Source organism: Mesorhizobium sp. B2-4-3 (assembly GCF_006442815.1).
GTDB lineage: Bacteria > Pseudomonadota > Alphaproteobacteria > Rhizobiales > Rhizobiaceae > Mesorhizobium.
The window spans coordinates 29857-52472 of the sequence record NZ_VFVL01000026.1 but is presented as its reverse complement, the minus strand read 5'-3'; the positions used below and the strand labels follow the sequence as shown (position 1 = coordinate 52472).

At 64.8% G+C, this 22616-nt stretch carries 23 protein-coding genes; 11 read left to right on the top strand and 12 right to left on the bottom strand.

Annotation, left to right across the window (positions count from 1 at the left end; translation table 11 throughout):
• Positions 1 to 7 precede the first annotated feature (7 nt).
• Together FJ956_RS22245 and FJ956_RS22240 are read right to left on the bottom strand one after the other, a co-directional pair.
• A complete protein-coding gene (locus FJ956_RS22245; RefSeq protein WP_246672139.1) occupies positions 8 to 1270 on the bottom strand; it encodes an MFS transporter in 1263 nt (420 codons plus the stop codon).
• On the bottom strand, positions 1267 to 2070 hold the full coding sequence (locus tag FJ956_RS22240; protein WP_246672140.1) for an MBL fold metallo-hydrolase: 804 nt from the start codon (positions 2068 to 2070) through the stop codon (positions 1267 to 1269). The genes FJ956_RS22245 and FJ956_RS22240 overlap by 4 nt, the downstream gene beginning before the upstream one ends.
• Positions 2071 to 2111: 41 nt before the next feature.
• Here FJ956_RS22240 and FJ956_RS22235 point away from each other — a divergent pair, with 41 nt between their 5' ends.
• The gene (locus tag FJ956_RS22235) at positions 2112 to 2792 is read left to right on the top strand and encodes a metalloregulator ArsR/SmtB family transcription factor (RefSeq protein WP_140680481.1); all 681 of its coding nucleotides are present in this window, start codon (positions 2112 to 2114) and stop codon (positions 2790 to 2792) included.
• Between the two features lie 155 nt (positions 2793 to 2947).
• On the opposite strand, the gene FJ956_RS22230 is transcribed toward FJ956_RS22235, so the two are convergent.
• The 4 genes from FJ956_RS22230 to efp all read right to left on the bottom strand — a co-directional run bounded on the left by FJ956_RS22230 (position 2948) and on the right by efp (position 6633).
• The gene (locus FJ956_RS22230) at positions 2948 to 3670 is read right to left on the bottom strand and encodes a DUF899 family protein (RefSeq protein ID WP_140680483.1); all 723 of its coding nucleotides are present in this window, start codon (positions 3668 to 3670) and stop codon (positions 2948 to 2950) included.
• A gap of 102 nt (positions 3671 to 3772) precedes the next feature.
• A complete protein-coding gene (locus tag FJ956_RS22225) occupies positions 3773 to 4156 on the bottom strand; it encodes a VOC family protein (RefSeq protein WP_140680485.1) in 384 nt (127 codons plus the stop codon).
• Between the two features lie 218 nt (positions 4157 to 4374).
• On the bottom strand, positions 4375 to 5949 hold the full coding sequence (locus FJ956_RS22220; RefSeq protein WP_246672141.1) for a winged helix-turn-helix domain-containing tetratricopeptide repeat protein: 1575 nt from the start codon (positions 5947 to 5949) through the stop codon (positions 4375 to 4377).
• Positions 5950 to 6063: 114 nt separating this feature from the next.
• A complete protein-coding gene (gene efp, locus FJ956_RS22215) occupies positions 6064 to 6633 on the bottom strand; it encodes an elongation factor P (protein ID WP_210241595.1) in 570 nt (189 codons plus the stop codon).
• A 129-nt stretch (positions 6634 to 6762) separates the two neighbouring features.
• Here efp and epmA point away from each other — a divergent pair, with 129 nt between their 5' ends.
• From epmA to lpxK, 7 genes are all read left to right on the top strand, one after another.
• A complete protein-coding gene (gene epmA / locus FJ956_RS22210) occupies positions 6763 to 7806 on the top strand; it encodes an EF-P lysine aminoacylase EpmA (RefSeq protein ID WP_140680489.1) in 1044 nt (347 codons plus the stop codon).
• Positions 7807 to 8013: 207 nt separating this feature from the next.
• Positions 8014 to 9357 carry a TldD/PmbA family protein gene (locus FJ956_RS22205; RefSeq protein ID WP_140680491.1) on the top strand — a complete coding sequence of 448 codons (1344 nt, stop codon included), beginning with the start codon at positions 8014 to 8016 and terminating at the stop codon, positions 9355 to 9357.
• On the top strand, positions 9344 to 10153 hold the full coding sequence (locus FJ956_RS22200) for a 3'(2'),5'-bisphosphate nucleotidase CysQ (RefSeq protein ID WP_140680493.1): 810 nt from the start codon (positions 9344 to 9346) through the stop codon (positions 10151 to 10153). Before FJ956_RS22205 ends, FJ956_RS22200 begins: the two co-directional genes overlap by 14 nt.
• Positions 10154 to 10226: 73 nt before the next feature.
• Positions 10227 to 10472: a DUF4170 domain-containing protein gene (locus FJ956_RS22195; RefSeq protein WP_140680495.1), complete on the top strand. Its 246-nt coding sequence runs from the start codon at positions 10227 to 10229 to the stop codon at positions 10470 to 10472.
• Positions 10473 to 10477: 5 nt separating this feature from the next.
• Complete coding sequence (locus FJ956_RS22190) at positions 10478 to 11257, top strand: lysophospholipid acyltransferase family protein (protein ID WP_140680497.1); 780 nt, start codon at positions 10478 to 10480, stop codon at positions 11255 to 11257.
• On the top strand, positions 11254 to 12570 hold the full coding sequence (waaA, locus tag FJ956_RS22185) for a lipid IV(A) 3-deoxy-D-manno-octulosonic acid transferase (protein ID WP_140680499.1): 1317 nt from the start codon (positions 11254 to 11256) through the stop codon (positions 12568 to 12570). Before FJ956_RS22190 ends, waaA begins: the two co-directional genes overlap by 4 nt.
• A gap of 74 nt (positions 12571 to 12644) precedes the next feature.
• Positions 12645 to 13673 (top strand): tetraacyldisaccharide 4'-kinase, encoded by a 1029-nt coding sequence (lpxK, locus tag FJ956_RS22180; RefSeq protein ID WP_140680558.1) that lies wholly within the window; start codon positions 12645 to 12647, stop codon positions 13671 to 13673.
• An 83-nt stretch (positions 13674 to 13756) separates the two neighbouring features.
• Here lpxK and FJ956_RS22175 read toward each other — a convergent pair whose 3' ends face one another.
• From FJ956_RS22175 to FJ956_RS22165, 3 genes are all read right to left on the bottom strand, one after another.
• Entirely contained in the window at positions 13757 to 14713 is a 957-nt protein-coding gene (locus FJ956_RS22175; protein WP_140680560.1) for a UDP-glucuronic acid decarboxylase family protein, read from the bottom strand.
• 93 nt (positions 14714 to 14806) lie between these two features.
• The gene (locus FJ956_RS22170) at positions 14807 to 15649 is read right to left on the bottom strand and encodes a glycosyltransferase family 92 protein (protein ID WP_246672142.1); all 843 of its coding nucleotides are present in this window, start codon (positions 15647 to 15649) and stop codon (positions 14807 to 14809) included.
• Positions 15650 to 15705: 56 nt separating this feature from the next.
• Complete coding sequence (locus tag FJ956_RS22165) at positions 15706 to 15939, bottom strand: DUF2093 domain-containing protein (RefSeq protein WP_040986608.1); 234 nt, start codon at positions 15937 to 15939, stop codon at positions 15706 to 15708.
• Between the two features lie 114 nt (positions 15940 to 16053).
• Between FJ956_RS22165 and FJ956_RS22160 the strand changes: the two genes are divergently transcribed.
• Positions 16054 to 16650 carry a hypothetical protein gene (locus FJ956_RS22160; RefSeq protein ID WP_140680501.1) on the top strand — a complete coding sequence of 199 codons (597 nt, stop codon included), beginning with the start codon at positions 16054 to 16056 and terminating at the stop codon, positions 16648 to 16650.
• Positions 16651 to 16657: 7 nt separating this feature from the next.
• Here the strand turns inward: FJ956_RS22160 and FJ956_RS22155 are convergent, their stop codons facing one another.
• The gene (locus FJ956_RS22155; RefSeq protein ID WP_140680503.1) at positions 16658 to 17584 is read right to left on the bottom strand and encodes a LysR substrate-binding domain-containing protein; all 927 of its coding nucleotides are present in this window, start codon (positions 17582 to 17584) and stop codon (positions 16658 to 16660) included.
• A 90-nt stretch (positions 17585 to 17674) separates the two neighbouring features.
• Here FJ956_RS22155 and FJ956_RS22150 point away from each other — a divergent pair, with 90 nt between their 5' ends.
• A complete protein-coding gene (locus FJ956_RS22150; RefSeq protein ID WP_140680505.1) occupies positions 17675 to 18568 on the top strand; it encodes an EamA family transporter in 894 nt (297 codons plus the stop codon).
• 118 nt (positions 18569 to 18686) lie between these two features.
• Positions 18687 to 19442, top strand: coding sequence for a hypothetical protein (locus FJ956_RS22145; RefSeq protein ID WP_140680507.1), 756 nt, complete (start codon positions 18687 to 18689; stop codon positions 19440 to 19442).
• A gap of 50 nt (positions 19443 to 19492) precedes the next feature.
• On the opposite strand, the gene mutL is transcribed toward FJ956_RS22145, so the two are convergent.
• Positions 19493 to 21361: a DNA mismatch repair endonuclease MutL gene (mutL, locus tag FJ956_RS22140; RefSeq protein ID WP_140680509.1), complete on the bottom strand. Its 1869-nt coding sequence runs from the start codon at positions 21359 to 21361 to the stop codon at positions 19493 to 19495.
• A 277-nt stretch (positions 21362 to 21638) separates the two neighbouring features.
• The gene (locus tag FJ956_RS22130; protein ID WP_140680511.1) at positions 21639 to 22541 is read right to left on the bottom strand and encodes a LysR substrate-binding domain-containing protein; all 903 of its coding nucleotides are present in this window, start codon (positions 22539 to 22541) and stop codon (positions 21639 to 21641) included.
• Positions 22542 to 22616 lie beyond the last annotated feature (75 nt).

Sequence of the window (22616 nt, the reverse complement as noted above, 5' to 3'; positions counted from 1 at the left end):
GGCGGTCTCAACGATCGCCCGATGTCGGAACCACGGCGGCGGAACGCGTCTCGCGCATCGTCACCGCGACGATCGCGCCCGACAGGAAGGTCAATGCGGCAATAGCCGCAATCGCGGCGACGAAACCGAAGAAGTCGGCGATCAGGCCTGCGGACAGCGCCCCGACCGCATAGCCGAGATCGCGCCAGAAACGGTAGACGCTGAGCGAGCGCGCCCGCCAGGAGGGATGCGATGCGTCCGACACCGCCGCGATCAGGCACGGATAGACCATCGCCGTGCCGAGGCCCAGCAGCAGGCTCGCCAGCAGCCACCAGCCGAAATCGCGCGTCATGGCGGTGAGCATAAGCCCCGCCGCCTGCACCCACATGCCGGCGACGATCAGTCCCTTGCGGCCCCAGCGGTCGCTCAATGGCCCGGTGGCGACCTGGAAGATGCCCCACACCGCCGGATAGACCGCCTTGAGGATGCCGATGCGCTCGACGCCGAGCCCATTGGCGACGAAGAAAAGCGGAAACAGCCCCCAGCTCATGCCGTCGTTCAAATTGTTGACCAGGCCGGCCTGCGAGGCGGCGAACAAATTGCGGTCGCCGAACGAGGTCAGCATGAAGATCTCGCGGAAGCTCAGCGGCGAAGCCTGTTTTGGATGGTTGGCCAGTTCCAGCCGCACATGCTCGCGCGTGTCACGCACGAGCAGGATCGACAGCGCGGCGCCAAGGACCGCGTAGCCGATGCCGAGATAGATCGGCACCGGACGCAGCCCGTAGCGGCTGGCCATATAGCCGGTGAGGAAGGCGGTGACGCCGACGGCGAGGTAGCCGGCGAACTCGTTGAGCCCGACAGCAAGCCCACGCGATTTCGGCCCAACCAGATCGACCTTCATGATCACCGTCATCGACCAGGCGAACCCCTGGTTGATACCGAGCAGCGCGTTGGCGGCGACGATCCAGCCCCAACTCGGCGCTGAGATGATGATGAACGGCACCGGCAGACCGAACAGCCAGCCGAGGATCAGCACGCGCTTGCGCCCCCATGTGTCGGCAAGCTGGCCGGAGACGAGGTTGGCGCAGGCCTTGACCACGCCGAAGCTGACGATGAAGGAGACGACCAGCGTGGTCGACGCAACGCCGAATTCCTCCGCGCCGATCAGCGGCACCACGGTGCGCTCGATGCCGACCATGCCGCCGACAAAGGCGTTGATCAGCACCAGCAGCGAAAACTGCTTCCAGTTGGCCTTGAGGCCGAGCGCGACGGCGGGCGCCGCTGTGCTCAAGATTTCGCCCCGGCGTTGACGGCCCGGGTCCGCGCGGCCTCTGGCGGCGGGGGAGGGATATCGGCGGTCATCGCGGCCACGAACTCATCCTCGTCCTCGATGCGGAAGGCCTTGTTGAAGCGCCGCTCGAAGCCGATGGTCGACGTCGGCTTGCCGCTCAGCGAGCGGCCGCAGACCGAGCCGGAATAGGCGCCGGGCAGCACCTCGATGTGGTCGGGCAGTTCTTTCAGGCGACGCACGCTGGCGTAGAGCGCGCGAGCGCCGTCCTCGGCGTTTGAAGCAAGCTCGGTGCGACCGAGATCGCCGACCATCAGCGTGTGCCCGGTGAGCACGAACCAGGGTTCGGCCGACCGTGTCCGGTCGGTGACGAGAAGGCTCAAATGCTCCGGCGTGTGGCCCGGCGTATGCATGACGGTCGCCGTGACGTTGCCAAGCTCCAGCACCTCGCCGTCCTTCACCCGCCGGAACGGGAAACCGGCTTCGGCGCCCTCGAACAGCACATAGTCGGCGCCCGTCGCCTCGGCCAGCGCCCGGCCGGCCGAGATGTGGTCGGCATGGATATGAGTGTCGACGACATAGAGGATGCGCATGCCCGCGGCATTCGCCGCCTCGACATAGGTCGCGATGTCGCCGAGCGGATCAACCACGGCCGCGGAAGCCTTGCCGCCGCAGCCGAACAGGTAGGAGGCGGCAACCGGGTCGCTATGCAGGAACTGCCTGAGAATCATCGCTTTTTCCTCCGAGCGGGCGAATGTGCCGGGCAGCGTGCCCTGCTTGACAGTCCGAGCTGAAACTGCCATTCAACAATTCTATTGAATGACGATGCGTTAGCGAAAAGGCGATGTCAATCCGCAATCCGAAACAGGCGCTGTACGAGCAGTTCGCGATCGTGGCCAAGGCGCTCGGTCATCCGCTGCGCCTGGAAATGATCGAGCATCTGGCGCAGGGCGCGCGCAGCGTCGAGGCGCTGGCGGTCAAGCTGGGCCAGCCTGTCGCCAACATTTCCCAGCATCTGCAGGCGCTGCGCCGCGCCGGCATCGTCTCGGCCGAGCGCGACGGCAAATTCGTGCATTATTCGCTGGCCGATGCGAGCGTGCTTTCCGCTTTCGCCGCGGTGCGCGGCGTCGCCGAGCGGCATCTCGCCGAGGTAGACCGCATCGTGCGCGGCTATTTCGACGCGCGTGATGACATGCGGTCGGTCACGCGCGACGAGCTTCAGAGGCTGATGCGCGACGGGTTGGTGACGCTGATCGACGTTCGTCCGGCGGATGAATTCGCGCTCGGCCATGTGCCCGGCGCCATCAATGTCCCGCTCAGCGAAATCAAGGCGTGGTCCGGCGGTGCCGATACCGGCAAGGAGGTCGTCGCCTATTGCCGCGGCCCATGGTGCGTGATGTCCTTCGAGGCTGTCGCGGCGCTGCGCTCGCTCGGGCTTGCGGCGCGCCGGATGGAGGATGGCATGCCGGAGTGGAAAGCTGCGGGCTTACCGGTGGAAATGGCAGCTGATGGTGTGGCCAATTAGACAGCGCGGAATACTTACGCGCCGGATTGGCCACTGAGCACCAATTGCAGACGTTTGGTGACAACATGCGAATGCCTTGAGCGGAACCGTGAGCGGATTGGCAGGTCTCCACCCTTTTCCGCTACGCCATACCTCTGGCAAACCATCTCGACCGCTTAGTAGGTGATCTTCGGGTACCAGTCGGTCCCGCGGCCTTCCGGCGTCCAGTCCAGGACGTTCCACAGCATCATCAAGTCGGGCTCGGTTGTCGGGTCTTTGCCCGGATCGGCTGACTCGAAACCCAGTTCCGCGCCCCAGAAGTGCCGAATGGTTCCGTCGCGCCGGGTGAAGACGTTTTCGGCGGCGGTGTCGGTCCCGTCGTCCATGATCGCGTGGTAGTCCCGGCTAAAATTCCCGTTGACGTCGGCGTAGAGAGGCAGGTTCTTCCAGCCACGCTCTACCTTGAAGGCAATCTGCCGCTCGATGGTCGAAAGGCCGACGACGGCGAGGGCGATTCGTTGGCGGAGGTGGTCGGCGTTGCCGTCCAGGCAGCTCAGCAGCGCGGTGCACATGGGGCAAGGGCGCTGGCGCTTGGGGCCATACATCCAGTTGTAGACGAACAGAGTGTCCTTATCGCCGAAGAGCTCCTCGAAGCCGATTGGATTGGCGCCGGCCACGCTGCTGGCTTCGCCGATGAACTGATAGTCGCCCTTCACCTCGCCGCCAGGCGGCAAGGCGCGACGCTGGGCCGCGACGCGCGCGATGTGGCGGTTGAGTTCGATCTCCTCGATCAATAGGGCCTCGCGCGACTTGCGGTATTCGGCGCTCTCGTTCGGCTGGCGGGCGCGGTTCTTGTGAGCGATCGCAGCAGCGGGTTGCAGGGCGGAACCGTCGGCCATGACGTTGTCTCCTTTCCAATCCCTTTCAACTGGTCACCCGCCTTAGGGTTCCGCCTGGATCGCTGCTGCGCGCGATACGCGGACTGTCGTATAAACGATACCTTATTGCGCCTCGTAGAGTTCCAACGGCAATCCATCCGGGTCGCTAAAGAAGGTGAAGCGCCGATCCGTATATGGGTCGATCCGGATTGCCTCCACGGCAACGCCGGCGGCTTCCAGGCGCGCAACTACGGGGTCGAGGTTTCCTACAGCAAATGCCAAGTGCCGCAGCCCTGTCGCCTCTGGATAGGACGGCCGCGGCGCTGGGTCAGGGAAGGAGAATAATTCCAGCAGGGCGGATCCGATCCGCAGGTCGGCCTTCCAAGACTGCCGCTCCTCCCGATAGACCTCGTGGATCAGGTCCAGGCCGAGGAGCTCGACATAGAACCGTCGCGACCGATCGTAATCGGTGCAGATAAGCGCAACGTGGTGAATGGCGTCCAGCATCTTTCGAACTCTAGCCAAGCTGGGCTTTGGGGCCAAGGTCACCACTTTGTACCTGTCACCGCTGGCAGGATCGCTTCGGGTGAGAGCCTAACACCCAGACGGCGGGCAACCGTGCTGACCGTGGCTCGCTTGGTTGCAGGCGGGCCTGCTGTCCTGTGGGGCATCAGGATCGTCCGCATGTTTACCAAAGTCGAAATAGGCCAGGATCGTAGATACGTTCACGCGGGAAAACCGGCTTTTCTGAAGCCTGAAGTGAAAAGCTCGTGAGCGACTGGGTCGGCGAACGGGAGACCTGAAATCAGTCGAACAGTCACGTCGTGTTTCCTTGTCAGCGCTTCCTCGACTTCAGCGCGCGCCTTCTCCATCTCACCCAAATGTGCGTATGCCGCTGCGAGGAAGGCATGAGTGAAGAATTGGTCTCCGGCTTTCTGATACGAACTGACGGCTTGCGAGTACCTTCCCAGCAGGAAGAGTGAGCTGCCCTTCACCTCCCAGAACCATACCGGAGGCAAGGGGTCGCGCAGCAGCGCACTTTCGAGCACGTTGAGCGCCATCTCGGCCCAACCACCGTAGTTGAGCCAGCTTGCGTAGTCTCCTGCGATATTCACATCTAAAGGGTTCAACGAGCGTGCTCGCTCGAAATGCATTCCCGCATCGCTATGTTGGCGCATATGCGTAAGCACCAATCCCATGCTCTGGTGACAGACGCCATCGCTCCTGTCGAGAGCGAGCGCCGTTCGTGCCGAGTCCCAGGCCTTCTGCAGCGTCCGCGGATCGTTGTCGTACCAAAATCTGCCAACGAGGGCCTGCGCGAGGAAGGCGTGGCCTTGGGCGAATGTCGAATCGAGTTCGACACACCGAACGAAGAGGGGCTCGGACTTGTCCAGTTCATATCGATGGAAGAGCGCACGCCCCTGCAGGTAGTAGTCGTATGCATCCCAATCGGCCGGAGGCTTGCGTCTGGAGCGGCTCGCCGAATCGGCCTCCGCTTGGCCTTCGACCATCGAGGCGATGAGAGCAGCAACCTCGTCTTGCAATGCGAAGATGTCGTTGAGGGCCCGATCGTACCGTTGGGCCCACAGGTGGGTGCCGGTGGCGGCATCAATCAATTGTGTGGTGATCCGAATGCGATCACCGAGCTTTCGTATGCTGCCTTCGACCAGGTAGCGAACCCCGAGTTTGCGATGGACTTCGGCAATGTCCGATGCCGGATCGCGAAACTGAAAGGATGAGTTGCGGGCGATGACGAGGAGGGAGCGAAACCTGGCCAGCTCCGTAATTATGTCCTCGGTTATGCCGTCGCTGAGATACTGCTGGTCGTGATCGCCGCCCAAATTGGCAAAAGGCAGCACCGCGATCGACGGCTTGCCGGACGCTGGTGTCGGTTTGCCGGATGCGCTCGCGGCTGGCTCGACAGTCCCGGTGAAGCGGTAGCCGACGCGAGGCACCGTGGCGATCCACTCACCGCCGTTGTCAGCCGGACCGAGAGCCTTTCTTAGAGTCGCGATTTGGACGGTAAGGTTGCCTTCTTCAACGGCGGTGCCCGGCCAGGCAGCGTCCATCAGCTCGGCCTTGGTCAGGATCTCGCCGGGCCGTGCCGCAAGCGCGGCAAGCAACGTCAGCCCACGATGCCCAACAGCGATCGGGATCCGCTCTTTAAAGAGCGTCCCGGTGTCTGGATCGAGTACGAACGGACCAAAAGCGATGCGAGTCCCCTGCATGTGCACATAGTAGACGCTTGGAAAGTTTTCGGAAAAGGGGTTTGAGAACGGCAAAACCGCTAACTCGGGCATTCTGCGCGCCGCCACGAGGACGGCATGCCGGAATGGACCCGCGGGTTGACTCTTTTCGAAACAAAAACGGCCCGCCTGTCTCCAGGCGAGCCGTTGCAACGAATGCCGTAAATCTCAGTCCTTGGCGCGCTCGACATACGACCCGTCGGCGGTCATCACCACGATACGCGTGCCGGCGGAGATATGCGGCGGCACGGCCGTGCGCACGCCGTTGGAGAGCATCGCCGGCTTGTAGGACGAAGACGCCGTCTGGCCCTTGGTGACCGGCTCGGTGTCGACCACCTCGAAGGTGGCGCGCTGCGGCAGCACCAGCGAGATCGGCACGTCGTTGAACTGCGCCAGCTGGACGGCCATGCCTTCCTGCAGATAGGGCGCGAAGTCGCCGACCACGGCTTCCGAAGCCACGACCTGGTCGTAGCTTTCCGGGTTCATGAAATGAAAACCTTCGTCGTCGGAATAGAGGAAGGTGTGCTCGCGTTCCTCGACATAGGCGCGCTCGACCATTTCGGTCGTGCGGTAGCGCTCCGAGACCTTCACCCCGTCGCCGATGCGGCGCATGTCGAGCTGGGTCACCGGCGTGCCCTTGCCAGGGTGGATGTTTTCGGCAAAGAGGATGACATAGAGCTTGCCGTCCTTATCGACGACGTTGCCTTTGCGTAAGGAACTGGCGATGACCTTGACCACGGTATTCGATCCCATTCGAGTTTGTCGGCCTGCAAGCGTCGATTTCCGCGAAGCGGCGACGGCGGCCATCGCGTGCGCCCTAGCGCATCTTGCGTCGAACCGCCAGCCTGCCGAGCGATTTTCCTGCCCATGACCGCCGCTTCGCCCTGGTGGACGCCTGATATCCATGCCGACCGCCGGCCACGGCTGATGGCGCGCAATGCCATCGCCGCCGCCCTTCGCGGCTGGTTCGCGCAGCGCGATTTCGTCGAGGTGACGACCTCGGCGCTGCAGGTTTCGCCGGGCAACGAGGCGCATCTCGCCGCCTTCGCCACCGAGGCGATTGGGCCCGACGCATCGAGCCGGCCGCTCTATCTCCACACCTCGCCCGAATTCGCCTGCAAGAAGCTGCTCGCCGCCGGCGAGGAACGCATCTTCAGCCTCGGCCCCGTCTGGCGCAACCGCGAGCGTGGGCCGCTGCATCACCCCGAGTTCACCATGCTCGAATGGTATCGCGTCGGCGAAACTTACGAGCGCCTGATGGACGATTGCGCCGAATTCCTGGCGCTCGCCGCGGAAAAGGCCGGCGCCAAGAGTTTCCGGTTCCGCGGCCGCGAGGCCGATCCGTTCGCCGGGCCGGAGCGGCTGAGCGTGGCCGAGGCTTTTACCCGCCATGCCGGCATCGACCTGCTGGCGACCGTGTCAGTCGACGGCAGCACCGACCGCGGCGCGCTTCACGAAGCGCTGGTCCGTGCCGGCCTGCGCACCGCGCCCGACGACAATTGGGCCGACCTGTTCAGCCGGGTGATGGTCGAAAAGATCGAGCCGGCGCTGGGGCAGGGTCGCGCCACCATCTTATACGGCTATCCGATTTCGGAAGCGGCGCTCGCCCGGCCGAGTGCCGAGGATCCGCGCGTCGCCGAGCGCTTCGAGCTCTATTGCTGCGGCGTCGAGCTCGCCAACGCCTTCGGCGAGCTCACCGACCCTGCCGAGCAGCGCCGCCGCTTCATCGCCGAGATGGACGAGAAGGAGCGCGTCTATGGCGAGCGCTATCCGCTGGACGAGGATTTCCTTGCGGCTCTGGCCGTAATGCCGCAGGCAAGCGGCTCGGCCCTGGGCTTCGACCGGCTGGTGATGCTGGCGACGGGCGCCGCAAGGATCGACGACGTGATCTGGGCGCCGGTGGCCGAGTAACGCTCTCTTCTTGCCCGCTGCGGCAAAGCATCCGACACGAACCACGGCGATTGCCTTGAGATTGCCGCATCCGCCATTGCACTAGCGTCGGTGGAACAATAGATGGTGCGGACGTATCTATGATGGTGCCTATGGCATCCATAGATGGTGCGGGTGGTCGTCAGGACACTACCCTCCCAGGCCGCGTGAACAAACAGGAACAACCGCATGACCGATAAGCTCGACGCAGCGAAATTGACCGATCGCGTCGCGGCGCTCGTCGAGGCTGCCAGGCGCGCAGGCGCCGACGCGGCCGACGCGGTGGCGGTGCGCGGTCGCTCGGCCGGCGTCTCGGTCCGGCTGGGCAAGGTCGAGGGCACTGAATCGTCGGAGAGCGAGGATGTTTCGCTGCGCGTCTTCGTCGGCCAGCGTGTGGCGAGCGTCTCGGCCACCGCCGCATCCGACCCGAAGGCGCTTGCCGAGCGTGCCGTGGCCATGGCGAAAGTCTCGCCCGAGGATCCGTTTCAAGGCCTCGCCGACCCCGCGCTGCTCGCCCGCAATTTGCGCGATCTTGACCTTTTCGACCCGACAGAGGTATCGGCGGACCAGCTGAAGGAAGCCGCCCTTGCCGCCGAAGCAGCCGCATTGGCGGTCAAGGGCGTCACCAATTCCGCGGGCAGCAGCGCCGGCGCCGGCCTGGGCGGCCTGGTTCTCGCCACCTCGCATGGCTTTGTCGGCCAGTATGTCGCCTCGCGCTTCTCGCGCTCGACCAGCGTCATTGCCGGAGAGGGCACGGCGATGGAGCGCGACTATGAATTCTCCTCGCGCCAGCATTTCGCCGATCTCGACGCGCCGGAAGAGATCGGCCGCAAGGCCGGCGAACGGGCGGTGCGCCGCCTCGGCGCCCGCAAGGCAGCGACCGGCCCGGTCGACGTGGTGTTCGATCCGCGCGTCGCGCGCGGCATAGCCGGCCATCTGGCCGGCGCCATCAACGGCGCCGCGGTCGCCCGCAAGACCAGCTTCCTGCGCGACATGATGGGCAAGCAGGTGGCCTCGGCCGCCATCACCGTCACCGACGAGCCTTTGCGGCGGCGCGGCCAGGCCTCGCGCCCCTTCGATGGCGAGGGCGTCGAGGGGGACAAGCTGCTGATGGTCGAGAAGGGCATGTTGAACCACTGGTTCCTGTCGACCTCGGCCGCGCGCGAGCTCGGTCTCGTCACCAATGGACGCGGCTCGCGCAGCGGCTCGTCGGTTTCGCCGTCATCGACCAACCTTGCCATCGAGCCGGGCAGGCGTTCGCCGGAAGATCTGATCGCGTCGTTGAAGAGCGGCTTCTATGTCACAGAGGTGTTCGGCCAGGGCGTCGACATGGTGACCGGCGAATACAGCCGCGGCGCTTCCGGCTACTGGATCGAGAACGGCGCGCTGGCCTATCCGGTGGCCGAGGTGACGATCGCCTCGAACCTGAAGACCATGTTCCTCAACATGGTGCCGGCGAACGATCTCGACCGCAATTTCGGCACGGCGGCGCCGACGCTCCTGATTGAAGGGATGACCCTTGCCGGCGCTTGACCAATTGACTTCGAATGAGGCCCGCGACGACCTCGCTCTGCTGCGCGAGGCCGCTCGCGAGGCTGGCGCCATCGCCATGCGTTATTTCGGCAACAACCCGCAGGTGTGGATGAAGGGCGGTACCTCGCCGGTAAGCGAGGCAGACCATGCGGCGGACGCCTATCTGCGCGAGACCTTGCTGCGGGCGCGTCCGGATTATGGCTGGCTGTCGGAGGAGACCGCCGACGACCATGCCAGGCTGTCGGCTCGCCGCACCTTCGTCGTCGACCCGATCGACGGCACGCGTGGCTTTCTCGACGGCCTGCATTCCTGGTGCGTCAGCGTCGCCGTGGTCGAGGACGGACGCTCGCTCGCCGGCGTGCTCGAATGCCCGGCCAAGCGCGAGACCTATTGGGCGCTGCCGGGCGAGGGTGCCTATCTCAATGACAAGCGCATCCATGTGCGTCCGCTTGGGCAGGACGTCGATATCGGCGGCCCCAAGCCGCTGGTCGACTTGATGCCGCAGGCTTGGCAGGAAAGGCTGCGGCGGACGGCCTACATTCCTTCGCTCGCCTATCGGCTGGCGATGATCGCCGCCGGCAAGCTCGACGCGACCTTCGTCAAGCCGAGCGCGCATGACTGGGACATCGCCGCCGCCGATCTCATCCTCACCGAGGCGGGCGGCGCATTGCTCGACCGCGCCGGCAAGCCGCCGCGCTATGCCGGCGAGGTGATCAATCACGGCGCGCTCGCCGCCGGCAGCGGCGAATTGCTCGGCGTGCTTACCGGCGTCATTGCCGGGCTTGACGAAGGGTGAGGCGGTCGGCAGTTCCAAAACCGGCTGCTTTGGTCTAGACCTGTCACAATTCATGAATATGCGAAGGATCGGCATGGCCGCGGAAGACGGAAAGAAGCAGCTTTTGCACCTGGTGTTCGGCGGCGAGCTGAAAAAGCTGGGTGGAACCGAGTTCCGCGATCTCGACTCCCTCGACATTGTCGGCATCTATCCCGACTATCAAACCGCGCTTGGCGCCTGGAAAGCCAAGGCGCAGGCCAGTGTCGACAATGCTCATATGCGCTATTTCGTTGTTCATCTGCACCGTCTGCTCGATCCAGAATCGAAGGTCGGCGGTTGACGTCGATGGAGCATGAAGCGGTGAAAGGGACGACCCGGCGGCACGCCGCCAGGCGCGGCGGAACACGCACGCTGTGGCGGCGCATCCGCGAGCCATTGGCGCAGTCGAGTTTCGTCAAGAACTTCATCGCCAGCTTGTTCGCCTGGTTCCTGCGGCTGATTCGCCTCACCAGCCCGCTGGTCGAGGGCTCGACGCAGGTCGCCGGCGGCGCTTACGCGCATCTCGAGCCCGGCATCATCGCGCTCTGGCACGGCCAGCAGCTCCTGACCCCTGCCTATTATCCCAAGGGACGGCCGCTGGTCGCCATGGTCTCGCGCAGCGCCGATGCGGAGCTCCAGGCGCTGATGCTCGAGAAATTCGGCATTGAGGCGGTGCGCGGCTCGGGCGGCCGCAACCGTTCGAGGCACCTCGACAAAGGCGGCGCCAAGGCCTTGATCGCGCTCAAGAAGTCGCTCCTCGCGGGCAAGAACGTCGCCATGATCGCCGACATCCCGAACGGCACGCCGCGCGATGCGGGGCTCGGCATCGTGCTTCTGGCAAGGCTTTCCGGCCGGCCGATCCTCCCATCTGCCATCGCCACCAGCCGCCGCAAGGTGCTGGAAAAGAGCTGGGACAAGACCACCATCAACCTGCCTTTCGGCCGCTCGGCGGTCATCGTCGGCCCGCCGGTTTTCGTGCCGGCCGATGCCGACGAGGCCGAGATGGAGCGCAAGCGCCAGGAGGTCACGGCCTCCCTCAACGCTGCGACGGCCGAGGCCTATCGCCTCGTGGATGGCGGAAAATGAGCGAGCGTTGGGCACGCGCGGCCCTCACCGCCTACCGCTATGCGGGGGCGGCCGCCTATCCGCTGATCGGACCCTATGTCGCCTGGCGCGCCTCGCGCGGCAAGGAGGATCGCGTCCGCCGCCGCGAGCGCTACGGCGTTGCCGGCCGTCCCCGACCGGAAGGGCCGGTGATCTGGATCCATGCCGCAAGCGTGGGCGAGACGATCGCGGTGGTGCCGCTGGTCGAGAGCATCCTCGACTATGGCGTCAACATCGTCCTGACCACCGGCACCGTGACCTCGGCCAAGGTCGCCGAAGAGCGTCTCGGCAGCCGCATCATCCACCAATATGTGCCGCTCGATCTCAAGCCCGCAGTAAGCCGCTTCCTCGATCACTGGCGGCCGGAACTGGCGATCATCGCCGAATCGGAAATCTGGCCGATGACCATCCTGGAACTTGGCGCCCGCAACGTGCCGCAGGTTCTGGTCAATGGCCGGCTGTCCGACCGCTCCTTCACCTCGTGGAAGAAGCGAGCTGGAGTTGCCGAGGCACTGTTCGAGAACCTCGCCCATGTCATCGCCCAGTCGGATACCGACGGCGAGCGCTTCCGCGCGCTCGGCGCCCGGCCCGTCACCGTCTCCGGCAACCTCAAGGTCGACACCAACCCGCCGCCGGCCGACGAGCGGGCTTTGGCCACCCTGCAGCGCCAGATCGGCGATCGCCCGACCTGGGCGGCGATCTCGACCCATGACGGCGAGGAGGTCGTGGCCGCCGAGGTCCATGCCAGCCTGCACAAACGCCATCACGGGCTCTTGACCATCATCGTGCCGCGCCATCCCGACCGCGCCGACGCGCTTGCAGCGCAGATTTCCGGCATGGGGCTGACGGTCGCAAGGCGCGGCAAGGGCGACCGCATCTCGCCGGACACCGATATCCTTCTGGGCGATACGATCGGCGAAATGGGCCTTTATTTGAGGCTGACCGAGATCGCTTTCGTCGGCCGCTCGCTGACTTCGGAAGGCGGCCAGAACCCGCTCGAGCCGGCGATGCTCGAAACCGCCGTGCTTGCCGGCCGCAACGTGCAGAATTTCCGCGAGGCCTACCAGCGCCTGCTCGACAGCGGCGGCGCCAAGCTGGTGCGTGACCGCGACATGCTGACCGGAGCCGTCAATTTCCTTTTGACCAACGAAGTGGCGCGCCACGAAATGATGGCGGCGGGTGCCGCCACCGTCGACGAGATGCGCGGCGCGCTTGCCCGCACGCTGAAATCGCTGGAGCCCTATATCCAGCCGCTCGTCGTCAAGGCGCGCCTGGAAGGCGCAAACGGTCGCTAGATCATGATGCCAAAAATCGGGACCGGTTTTTGGAAAAGTCCATGCGCGAAGCCAAGACGCATGGGGCTGGCGCGATGACCAGCGAAGCGCCACCCTTCTGGTGGGAAAGGCCGGACTGGCGCGTCTTCGCGTTGTCGCCGGCATCGGTGGTCTATGGGCTGGTCGCCGGCCGCCGCATGCGCCATGCCCCGCGCGAGAAGGTCGCAGCGCCGGTCCTGTGCGTTGGCAACCTTACCGTCGGCGGCAGCGGCAAGACGCCGGTCGCCATCGCCTTGGCCAAGCAGGCCAGGCACATGCAGCTCACGCCAGGCTTCCTGTCGCGCGGTCACGGCGGTTCTTTCGCCAAGCCGCATGTCGTCGACGCGCATCATGACGCCGCCAAGCATGTCGGCGACGAGCCGCTGCTCCTGGCCGAACATGCGCCGGTCGCGGTGACGGCGAACCGCGCCGCCGGCGCGAAGCTGCTCATCGAGGAACATGGCTGCGACTTCCTGATCATGGATGACGGCTTCCAGTCGGCGCGCGTCCATATCGACTATGCGCTGGTCGTGGTCGACGCCCGCTTCGGCATCGGCAACGGCCGCGTCATCCCCGGCGGGCCGCTCCGCGCCAGGGTCGTCGACCAACTGGTCTTCACCAGCGGCTTGCTGAAGATGGGCGAGGGGGCCGCCGCCGACGGCGTCGTGCGCCAGGCGGCGCGCGCCGGCCGGCCAATCTTCCTGGCGCATGTCGAGCCGGCCAACTCGTCGCGCTTCGCCGGCGGGCGCTTCCTGGCCTTCGCCGGCATCGGCCATCCGGAGAAATTCTTCGACACGGTGCGCGACGCGGGCGGCGAGGTCGCGCTGTCGCGAGCCTTCCCGGACCATCATTTCTACGCCCAGGACGAGCTTGCCGACCTCCTGGCGCTTGCCCGGCAGGAGGGGCTGCGCCTCGTCACGACGGCAAAGGATGCCGCTCGGCTGCGCCATGGCGAGACGCCCGCCGGTTTCCTCGACCAACTGGACGTGCTCGATATCGAGGCCGTGTTCGAGCTCGATCATGTGCCCGAACGCATAATCGACGAAACGCTCGACGCCTGGCGCCTGCGCAAGATGCGGGGCTAATTTGATGCATGTCGCCCAGAAGCGTGCGGCGGTTCTGGGCCAACGACATGCATCAAAACAAAGACTTAAAGCGGCGCCCGCCGTCACTTGCCGTCGATCAGCCGGCGGAAGTAGCGAACCGTCTCGCCGAGCCCATCCTCGAGAGCGACGCGAGGGGACCAGTCCAACGTCGCTCGCGCCAGATCTATGTCGGGCTGGCGCTGGCGGGGATCTTCTTGCGGGAGGGGCTTGAACTCGATTTTGGACTTGCCGCCGACAAGGCTCAATACCAGTTCGGCCAGTTCCAGGATCGTGACTTCCGTCGGGTTTCCAACGTTGAGGGGGCCTACGAAATCGGCGGGCGTAGCCATCATCCGAACCATCGCGTCGACGAGGTCGTCGACATAGCAGAAGCTGCGCGTATGGCTTCCGTCGCCGTAGATTGTAATGGGGTCGTTCCGCAGGGCCTGGACGATGAAATTACTGACCACGCGTCCATCCGACGGGTGCATGCGGGGTCCGTATGTATTGAATATGCGCACCACCTTGATGGGTAACTTCGACTGGCGCCAGTAGTCGAAGAACAGCGCCTCGGCGCATCTCTTGCCTTCGTCGTAGCAGCTGCGCGGTCCGATCGGATTGACGTGGCCCCAATAGGCCTCGGTCTGAGGATGGACTTGCGGATCGCCATAGACCTCGGATGTCGATGCCTGAAGGATCCTGGCCCCGGAAGCGCATGCAAGATCGAGCATGTTGATCGCTCCATAGACGCAGGTCCTGGTCGTCTCGATCGGAATCCGCTGATAGTGAACGGGCGAGGCCGGGCAGGCGAGATTGAAGATCTCATCCGTTTCGACTTTGAGAGGCGCGGTAACGTCGTGCCTGAGGAACTCGAAATCTGGATTGCCCAGAAGGTGACGGATGTTTTCCTCCGAGCCGGTCGAAAAATTGTCGGCACATATTACCTGGCGTTCCTGTGCCAACAGCAAGTCACATAGATGCGAGCCGATAAAGCCGGCCCCACCCGTTACAAGAACCTTCACGGTAACCCCCGTACCCATCGCCTTTTGCTGTCTATAGCCCCAGAAAGGTGAAAGTGTCAGCATTGAAGTGACGGCCTGGGACCATCGATGGGAGGGAGGAGATGGCTACGGCTATCCTGCGCGCCGCATCGCCTGCAGAATCGCCTCGTCGCGCTCGACATTGAGCTTGCTTTCGAAGTCGAAATGCCAATCCCTGTCGCGCAGCGCGGACGTCGAGGCATCGCCGCGCCGGATTTTCTGGGCGAGGTCGGCGAGCGAGCGCGACCAATAGTGATTGATCCTCAATATATCGAGCCTGGGGGCCATGCCGGGCACGATGGTCCGTCGATGGGTGTCCACCCCTTCACCGGACAGGAATTTCGACTGATGGACGCCCACCCTGTAGACCATGCGCGGGTTGATGATTGTCTTGACCGTCGTGATGTCCGGCCCGGCTCGCATCATATAGGCCTCGACCACCGGCCGTTCCGGTCGCTCGACATGGCCGGAGGAGCCAAAGAAAGCTTGCCAGACGCAAACGCCTGGCAGGTCGCGGTAGTCCCTGAGAACCGAGGGCACGTCACGTCCGTCGGGTGCGAAAAGAAATTCATCGATGTCGAAGAATCCAATCCACAACGCTTCACGCCAGCGCCTGCGGATGCAGTCCCTGTAAGCCGACAGTTGCCCCACCGGCCGCGGCCAGTCGACCAGCGTAACCAGCCCTTCCTGGATGAACGGGTCCAATACGGCTTTGAAGTCGTCGGTCGAGAAGTTGTTGTAGAGATAAAAATGCTCAAATCCCACACTCTGGTGGAACCTGATCCATTCGGCCAGGAACGGCGCTTCCTCGCGGAAGATGGCGCAGGCCGCCAGCTTGAATCGTGCAGCTTTCGATATCGCCCGATCGCGCAATCTCGCACGCATGATAAGTGGCATGCGAACAAAGGTCTTGAGAGACTTCTTGAAGTTTTTCAACGCGGTAGCCTCGGCACGATCGAGGTGATTGTCACGGTGCCATGCGCTCGCATGGCCTATCCCCGCTTGCGCAATTCCGGGTGCATCTCGATCTCGCGGGCAAGCGAGACCGCCGCGTTCACATAGGGCTCCTGCCGGGCGACGCTCCAATATTTGAGCTCGTCGAGGGGAATGTTCTCGCCCGTCACCGCGCAGCGCACGAAAGAGCCGGGACTGGTGACCTGGAAGTCGCCGTCGAGATAACGGATCCGGGCTTCCCTGCCGCCCGGGCCTTCGAAACGATTCATCATGAAAGGACGCTTGAGTTCATCGGGTTTCAATCGCCATAAATCGCAAGCAACGTCAAGCTTGACGCAATCCTCATCCAGTATGGCTGAGCGGCAAAATGGTTTCCGGAAACCGGCATGGACATCACCTCGACCCGCTTGAACACGCTGATCAATGAGGCGCTCACGCCGCAGGCGGTGCCGTCGCCCAAGGCCGATCCGGCGACGACGGCTTTGATCAAGGCGCTGATCCAGCCGCCGGCGCCCACAACGGGGCAGGCGGCGCAAATCGCTGCCCAGTCGCTGCAAAGCGCGCAGCCGCGCCAGGCCGCTCAGGCATCGCAACGCCTGTCGTCCTCCGAGGTCGAGGACGCCTACCGGGCCGTCATGGAGCCCGATGCCGCCACCGACGATACGCCGGCAAGACCCTCGACGGGCAGGGCGGCGACGGATACCGATCAGGCCCCACGCGGCTTCGTCCCGCCACCGGCAGCGGTTGCCGACAATACGCCCAGGCCCGCGGTCGCGCCGGCATTATCCACATTTTCGCCGGCCGCCGCTTCAACGCTGGTCGCGGCCAATGCCAACGCGCCTCAACCGCGCGGTGCCTCCGTCCGCCCGGCTGGACACGCCCCGCGATCGGAATCCGCGCCGATATCCCTTTGGACGATCTCGGTTGTCACGGCCATCGTCTCGGCGGTGACGGCAACGATCATGGTGCTGCTGCTTCGCTAACCCCGCTCTAGACGTCGTCCTGAAGGAAGGCTTCGAGCTTTTCCGGGGCAAGCCCTGCCTGCTCGGCGATACGCTTGGCAAGGTCCGCCGCCGCCGCTCGCGGCCGGCCGACCGGGCGGTCCATCCAATAAGACACCGGATTGAGCGCGACGCGCTCATCGACGGCGACGACACGGCCGGATTGGAGCTGGTCCGCCGTGAGCGGCGGCCGCGCCAGCGCGATACCCAGCCCGTGCGCCGCCGCGTCGAGCACCAGATTATAGTCCTCGAAACGCCGGTCCTGCGGGCGCGGGCGATAATCCACGTCCTGCGCCGCGAACCAGGCGCGCCAAGCGGAAGCGTCGGAATCGTTGATCAGCGGGAATTTCAGCAGCCGGGCTGGGTCGCCTCGTCCGATCTCCTTCGCCAGCTCCGGCGAGGCGATCGGGAAAATATGCTCCTCGAAAAGCTGCACCGAGACGCGGCCCGGAATGCGGCCGCGCCCGCAGCGCACCGAAAGGTCGATGCCTTCGTCGGCGAGATCGGCCTGGCGGTTGTCGACGTCGAGCACGATGCGCAGCTTGGTCGGATGGTTCTCCAATGCGGCCATGCGCGGCATCAGCCACAGCCCGCTTACCGACGGGATCGAGGCCAGCCGCACCACGGCGGTACCGCGCGGCTCGACCCAGCGGTCGGAATTGAACGAGATCAGCGCGAAGGCCTCAGCGGTCCGCAAATGCAGGCGGTTGCCCTCGATCGTCAGCGTCACGCCACGCGCGTTGCGCTCGAACACCTTCAAGCCAAGCCAGTCCTCCAGCTTGGCGATCTGCCGGCTCACCGCGCCATGGGTGAGGTTGAGCTTTTCAGCCGCCGCGGAAAAACTCCCCATGCGCGCCGCCGCATCGAAGGCGCGCAGGGTTTCCAGCGGCAGTATCTGATCAGAGCTGTGATCCATGCTCACAGCTGACCCTCGAATTGGTCGTTTGTCAATTGCCCGGCAATGGCGTTCTCTGCATCCATGACGCAGAAAGACGAGGCTACGGCAATGAGCGCTTACCCCGGCACGTTGAATGAGACACAGCGCATGGACACCACCGCCGCGATCGCGGTGACGTTGACGGTCATCGGCTGGGCCTCGGCTTTCCCGGCGATCCGCGCCGGCCTTGCCGCCTTCCAGCCGCTGGAGTTAGGGGCGCTGCGCTTTGCCATCGCGGCGGTTCCGGCCGCCATCTTCCTCGCGGTGAAGCGCCCGGCGCTGCCCAGGATCGACGAATTGTGGCGCTTCGCGTTCGGCGGCGCCATCTTCGTCGCGCTCTACACTGCCATGCTCAATTTCGGCGAGCTTACCGTCTCGGCGGGCGCGGCCGGCTTCATCATCAATGTCAGCCCGATCTTCACCGCCATCATGGCGATGGCGCTGCTCGGCGAGCGCTTCTCGCGTCTGGCGTGGCTCGGCACGGTCATTTCCTTTGCCGGCATCGGCATCATCGCGGTCGCGGACGGGCACGGCCTGCATTTCAACGCCGGCGCGCTGCTAGTGCTGGGCTCCGCCCTCTGCTCCGCCGTCAACACCATCGTCCAGAAGCCGCTTTTTGCCCGCCATCATCCGCTGACGATCTCCGCCTCCAATATGGTGCTCGGCGCGCTCTGCTTGTCGCCGTTCCTGCCGGAAGCGTTTTCGCAGGCAGCGGTCGCCAACACCGCCGGTCTCGGCGCCGTCATCTATCTCGGCATCGTGCCCTCGTTGATCGCCTATGCCGCCTGGGCGACCGCGCTGTCGCGCTTGCCGGCGGCGCGCGCCTCGAACTTCCTCTACCTCGTCTCGCCGACCTCCGCCTTGATCGGCTTCTTCTGGCTGGGCGAAGTGCCGTCGCTGCTCGGCATCCTCGGCGGCGCGCTGGCGCTTGGTGGCGTCATCGTGGTCAATCTGAAGCGTTAGTTCAAAAGTTTACGGCCGTTTCCGGACTCGAACTGAAAAGTTGAATTCGGCCGCTGGCTCCCCTGTGACGCAGGTGCAAGGCAAGCTATCCTGACCCGCCTTGACGGAGGGGATCGGGATGGGAAGAGGCTTCATAGCCACGGTTTTCTGCCTGCTGCTGAGCGGGAAGGCCGTCGCGGGCTGGTACCAGGTGGAGAATTACGAAGGCTCCATCGGACCGAACCCGGTCCATCTCTCCCTGCAGCGCTATGCCAGCTTCGGCAGCGGCATCACCATCGAGGGAAGCTACTTCTACGACACCAGGCAAAATCCAATCGCGATCTACGGCAAGGCGGACGGCTCAAGGCTCACGCTATGCGAAATCGCGGACGACCAGGAATTCGAGCGCGTGTTGGTGATGGGGTCGAAAACACCCGTCGACACCACCGGATGTCCTTTCTCTATCGAGATCAGTGAAAGCGGCGCGACGGGAAACTGGAACAAGGGCGTGGACAAATTCCCCGTTACGCTCAGGAAGGTCGCGAGTCTTGACGATACAGGCGACCTGAAGATCGACGGGACCGTCGAAATTCCCTTTTGGGCCGAGACGACCCGCGACAGATTTGCGGGGATTTACAAGAAGTCCGACGCCGGCATCTGCATGACGAAAATGCTGGTGATCAACAAGAAGAAAAAGACGGCCGTTCAGGAGATCGGCTTCGACGATGAGGACTGCAACGCCGGTATGTCGACGACGCCCATTTATATGAACGTGCAAAAATGGGTGGAGGGAGGCAAGGTCATCATTTCGGTGAATTTTGGAGGCGGCAAATTCGCAGGCGCGAACGACTATGTCCTCAACCCGAAGACAAGAAAATACCACCTCAAGAAATGATATTCAGTGTATGGCCCCGACCTGCTGTGGCGCGACGAGCCAGGGGACGCTCACCGCCGCCCGAACAGCCTTTCGATGTCGGCGAGCTTGAGCTCGATATAGGTCGGGCGGCCATGGTTGCAGGTGCCGGACCCGGGCGTCGCCTCCATCTGGCGCAGCAGCGCGTTCATCTCCTCGGCCTTGAGCAGCCGGCCTGAGCGGACGGAACCATGGCAGGCCATGGTCGCCGCGATCTTGTCCAGCCGCTCCTTCAGCGTCTCGACGGTGTCGTTGTCGGCGATCTCGTCGGCGAGGTCGCGCACCAACTGCTGCACATTGGTCTCGCCGAGCATCGACGGCGTCTCGCGCACCGCCACCGCGCCGGGACCGAAGCGTTCGAGGCCGAGGCCGAATTTGGCGAGCGTGTCGGAATGCATCGCCAGCCGCTCGGCGTCTTCTTCCGGCAGGTCGACGATCTCGGGCAAAAGCAACATCTGCGACGGCACCGCGCGCGAGTGCAGCGCATTCTTCAGCGCCTCGTAGACCAGCCGCTCATGCGCGGCATGCTGGTCGACGATGACGAGCGAATCCCTGGTCTGGGCGACGATATAGTTCTCATGCACCTGCGCGCGCGCCGCGCCCAGCACCATGCCGAGCAACGCCTCGGCCGGCTCGGCCATGCCGGCGCGGGCATCGGCGCTGGCAAGCGGGCCGCTGTCGAAGGCGGCCTGCTCGTTCTCGGCGAAGCCGTTTCGTGGCGCCCGTGCTTCGCCCATGTCGAGCGGCCGCTGCGCCGAGCGCAACGGGTCGAAGCCTCCGGAGCCGGAAGCGTGATAAGCGGCCTCGTAGCTGCGATGGCCGTTGGCCGGACCGGGATGCGAGTAGGGTGCCGCGCCAGGCCGGAACGCCGCCATCATGCCGGCGGCACCCGTTGTCGCCGCGCGGATGCCGGCGCCGGCCAGCGCCTCGCGGATGGCTCCGACGATCAGCCCGCGCACCAGGCCGGGATCCCGGAACCGCACATCGGCCTTGGCCGGATGGACATTGACGTCGACGGTTGAAGGATCGAGCGACAGGAAGAGCACCGTCACCGCATGCCGGTCGCGCGGCAGCACGTCGGCGAAGGCGCCGCGGATCGCGCCGGCGATCAGCTTGTCGCGCACCGGCCGTCCGTTGACATAGGCATATTGCTGCAGCGCATTCGCCCGCGTGTAGGACGGGATCGAGACGTGGCCGGCGAGGTGCACGCCCTCCCGCGCGGCATCGATGGCAATGGCATTATCGGGGAAATCCTTGCCCATCACCTGCGCGACGCGGGCAAGTCGGCCCTCCGGCGTGTCGTCCGTAGCCGGCAGTTCCAGCGTCGAGCGGTCGGGACCGGCAAGCGTGAAGCGCACGGTCGGGAAAGCGATCGCGATGCGCTTCACCACGTCGCTGGTGGCCGAGCTCTCGGCGCGCTCGCCCTTCATGAATTTCAGCCTGGCCGGCGTGGCGAAGAAAAGATCGCGCACCTCGACAGTGGTGCCGCGGTTGGCCGCCGCCGGCTTGACCGCCGAGACGCGCCCGCCGTCGATGCCGATCTCGGCCGCGCTGTCGCCGCTTGCCGTGCGCGAGCGGATCGACAGCCGCGCCACCGAGCCGATCGAGGGCAGCGCCTCGCCGCGGAAACCCAGCGAGCGGATGTCGTGGATGTCGTGGGAGAGCTTCGAGGTGCAATGTCGCGCGACTGCCAGCACCAGTTCCTCTTCGGGAATGCCCGAGCCGTCATCGGTGACGCGGATGAGGTTCAAGCCTCCGCCCGCCGTCACGACCTCGACCCGCGACGCGCCGGCGTCGAGCGCATTCTCGACCAGTTCCTTCACCACGCTCGCCGGACGTTCGATGACCTCGCCGGCGGCGATCTGGTTGATCATCGTTTCGGAAAGCGGGCGGATGGGCATGAGGCGAGTATAGGCGGATTCGAACGGTGTGGGGGAGGGGTGGAATGAAGTTGATCACTGCTATGCCGCGTTCCTTCGCGCCCCCCTCTGTCCTGCCGGACATCTCCCCCACAAGGGGGGAGATTAGCTGTGCGGGCGCCTCGACTTATTCTGAGACGTTGGAGATTGGCGAAAGCCGAGGCGACATCTGATCTCCCCCCTCGTGGGGGAGATGCCCGGTAGGGCAGAGGGGGGGCCTGTCCCGCCAGCGTTGCCTGCTTCGTAGAACGAATGAAACCTAGGCCTGCGCCACCAGCCAGTCCCTGACCCTGCGCGCATTCTCGCTGAGATCGCGGTTCTTCGGCCAGATGACGTGGAAGCCGATGCCGGTCCTCATGACATGATCGGTCACCGGCACCAGCAGCCCCGATGCCACCAGGCGCTCGACCAGATGCCGCCAGCCGAGCGAGATGCCTTGCCCCTCCATGACCGCCTGGATCACCAGCGCATAATCGTTGATGCGCAACCCGCGCTCGGCATTGCGCAGGCTGGTACCGGCGGACGCGAACCATTCGTCCCAGTTCGGCGCCTCGCGATAGGGCTCCTCGAGATGGATCAGCCGGTGCGTGGCCAGTTCCTCGACCGTCTTCGGCCTGCCGAATTTGGCGAGATAGCTCGGCCCCGCGACCGGGAAGATCTCCTCGTCGGAGAGCGACAGCGAGTGATAGTCCGGCCAGTCGCGCGGCACGCCGCCGCGCACGCCGAGTGGAATGCCCTCGGCGATGATGTCGAGATCGCGGTCGGCGGTCTGGATGCGCAGGTCGACGCCCGGCAGCTCGTCGCGGAACTGCTGCAGGCGCGGCATCATCCAGAACGAGCCGAAGGCTGTCGAGGCGGCAAGCGTCACGTGCCCGCCCGTCGCCTGCAGACGCAGGTCCTCCGCCGATTTGCGGATATGCGACAGGCCGAGCGAGACGTCGGCATGGAAGCGCTCGCCGGCCTCCGTCAGAATCACCTGGCGGTGGCGCCGCTGGAAGAGCTTGGCGCCGAGCTGCTCCTCCAGGCCGCGCACGGCATAGGAGACGGCCGCCTGGGTCATGCCGAGCTCGCGCCCGGCGGCGGTGAAGCTCGACAGCCGGCCCGCAGCTTCGAAGACGATGAGGCTGCCGGCTGAGGGCAGGAGGTGGCGCAGGCTTCGCATAAGGTGAGCTTATACAGAAGATCAGGATTTTCCAGCGTCACAGCCATATTTTGCCTCGCTAACGTGGGTGGCGGT

Bases quoted from the DNA above. Each gene is read 5' to 3' on its own strand.
- FJ956_RS22240 (WP_246672140.1), bottom strand. From the start codon at position 2,070: ATGGCAGTTTCAGCTCGGACTGTCAAGCAGGGCACGCTGCCCGGCACA.
- FJ956_RS22235 (WP_140680481.1), top strand. From the start codon at position 2,112: ATGTCAATCCGCAATCCGAAACAGGCGCTGTACGAGCAGTTCGCGATC.
- FJ956_RS22230 (WP_140680483.1), bottom strand. From the start codon at position 3,670: ATGGCCGACGGTTCCGCCCTGCAACCCGCTGCTGCGATCGCTCACAAG.
- FJ956_RS22225 (WP_140680485.1), bottom strand. From the start codon at position 4,156: ATGCTGGACGCCATTCACCACGTTGCGCTTATCTGCACCGATTACGAT.
- FJ956_RS22220 (WP_246672141.1), bottom strand. From the start codon at position 5,949: ATGCCCGAGTTAGCGGTTTTGCCGTTCTCAAACCCCTTTTCCGAAAAC.
- epmA (WP_140680489.1), top strand. From the start codon at position 6,763: ATGACCGCCGCTTCGCCCTGGTGGACGCCTGATATCCATGCCGACCGC.
- FJ956_RS22205 (WP_140680491.1), top strand. From the start codon at position 8,014: ATGACCGATAAGCTCGACGCAGCGAAATTGACCGATCGCGTCGCGGCG.
- FJ956_RS22195 (WP_140680495.1), top strand. From the start codon at position 10,227: ATGGCCGCGGAAGACGGAAAGAAGCAGCTTTTGCACCTGGTGTTCGGC.
- FJ956_RS22190 (WP_140680497.1), top strand. From the start codon at position 10,478: ATGGAGCATGAAGCGGTGAAAGGGACGACCCGGCGGCACGCCGCCAGG.
- waaA (WP_140680499.1), top strand. From the start codon at position 11,254: ATGAGCGAGCGTTGGGCACGCGCGGCCCTCACCGCCTACCGCTATGCG.
- lpxK (WP_140680558.1), top strand. From the start codon at position 12,645: ATGACCAGCGAAGCGCCACCCTTCTGGTGGGAAAGGCCGGACTGGCGC.
- FJ956_RS22175 (WP_140680560.1), bottom strand. From the start codon at position 14,713: ATGGGTACGGGGGTTACCGTGAAGGTTCTTGTAACGGGTGGGGCCGGC.
- FJ956_RS22165 (WP_040986608.1), bottom strand. From the start codon at position 15,939: ATGATGAATCGTTTCGAAGGCCCGGGCGGCAGGGAAGCCCGGATCCGT.
- FJ956_RS22160 (WP_140680501.1), top strand. From the start codon at position 16,054: ATGGACATCACCTCGACCCGCTTGAACACGCTGATCAATGAGGCGCTC.
- FJ956_RS22155 (WP_140680503.1), bottom strand. From the start codon at position 17,584: ATGGATCACAGCTCTGATCAGATACTGCCGCTGGAAACCCTGCGCGCC.
- FJ956_RS22150 (WP_140680505.1), top strand. From the start codon at position 17,675: ATGAGCGCTTACCCCGGCACGTTGAATGAGACACAGCGCATGGACACC.
- FJ956_RS22145 (WP_140680507.1), top strand. From the start codon at position 18,687: ATGGGAAGAGGCTTCATAGCCACGGTTTTCTGCCTGCTGCTGAGCGGG.
- mutL (WP_140680509.1), bottom strand. From the start codon at position 21,361: ATGCCCATCCGCCCGCTTTCCGAAACGATGATCAACCAGATCGCCGCC.
- FJ956_RS22130 (WP_140680511.1), bottom strand. From the start codon at position 22,541: ATGCGAAGCCTGCGCCACCTCCTGCCCTCAGCCGGCAGCCTCATCGTC.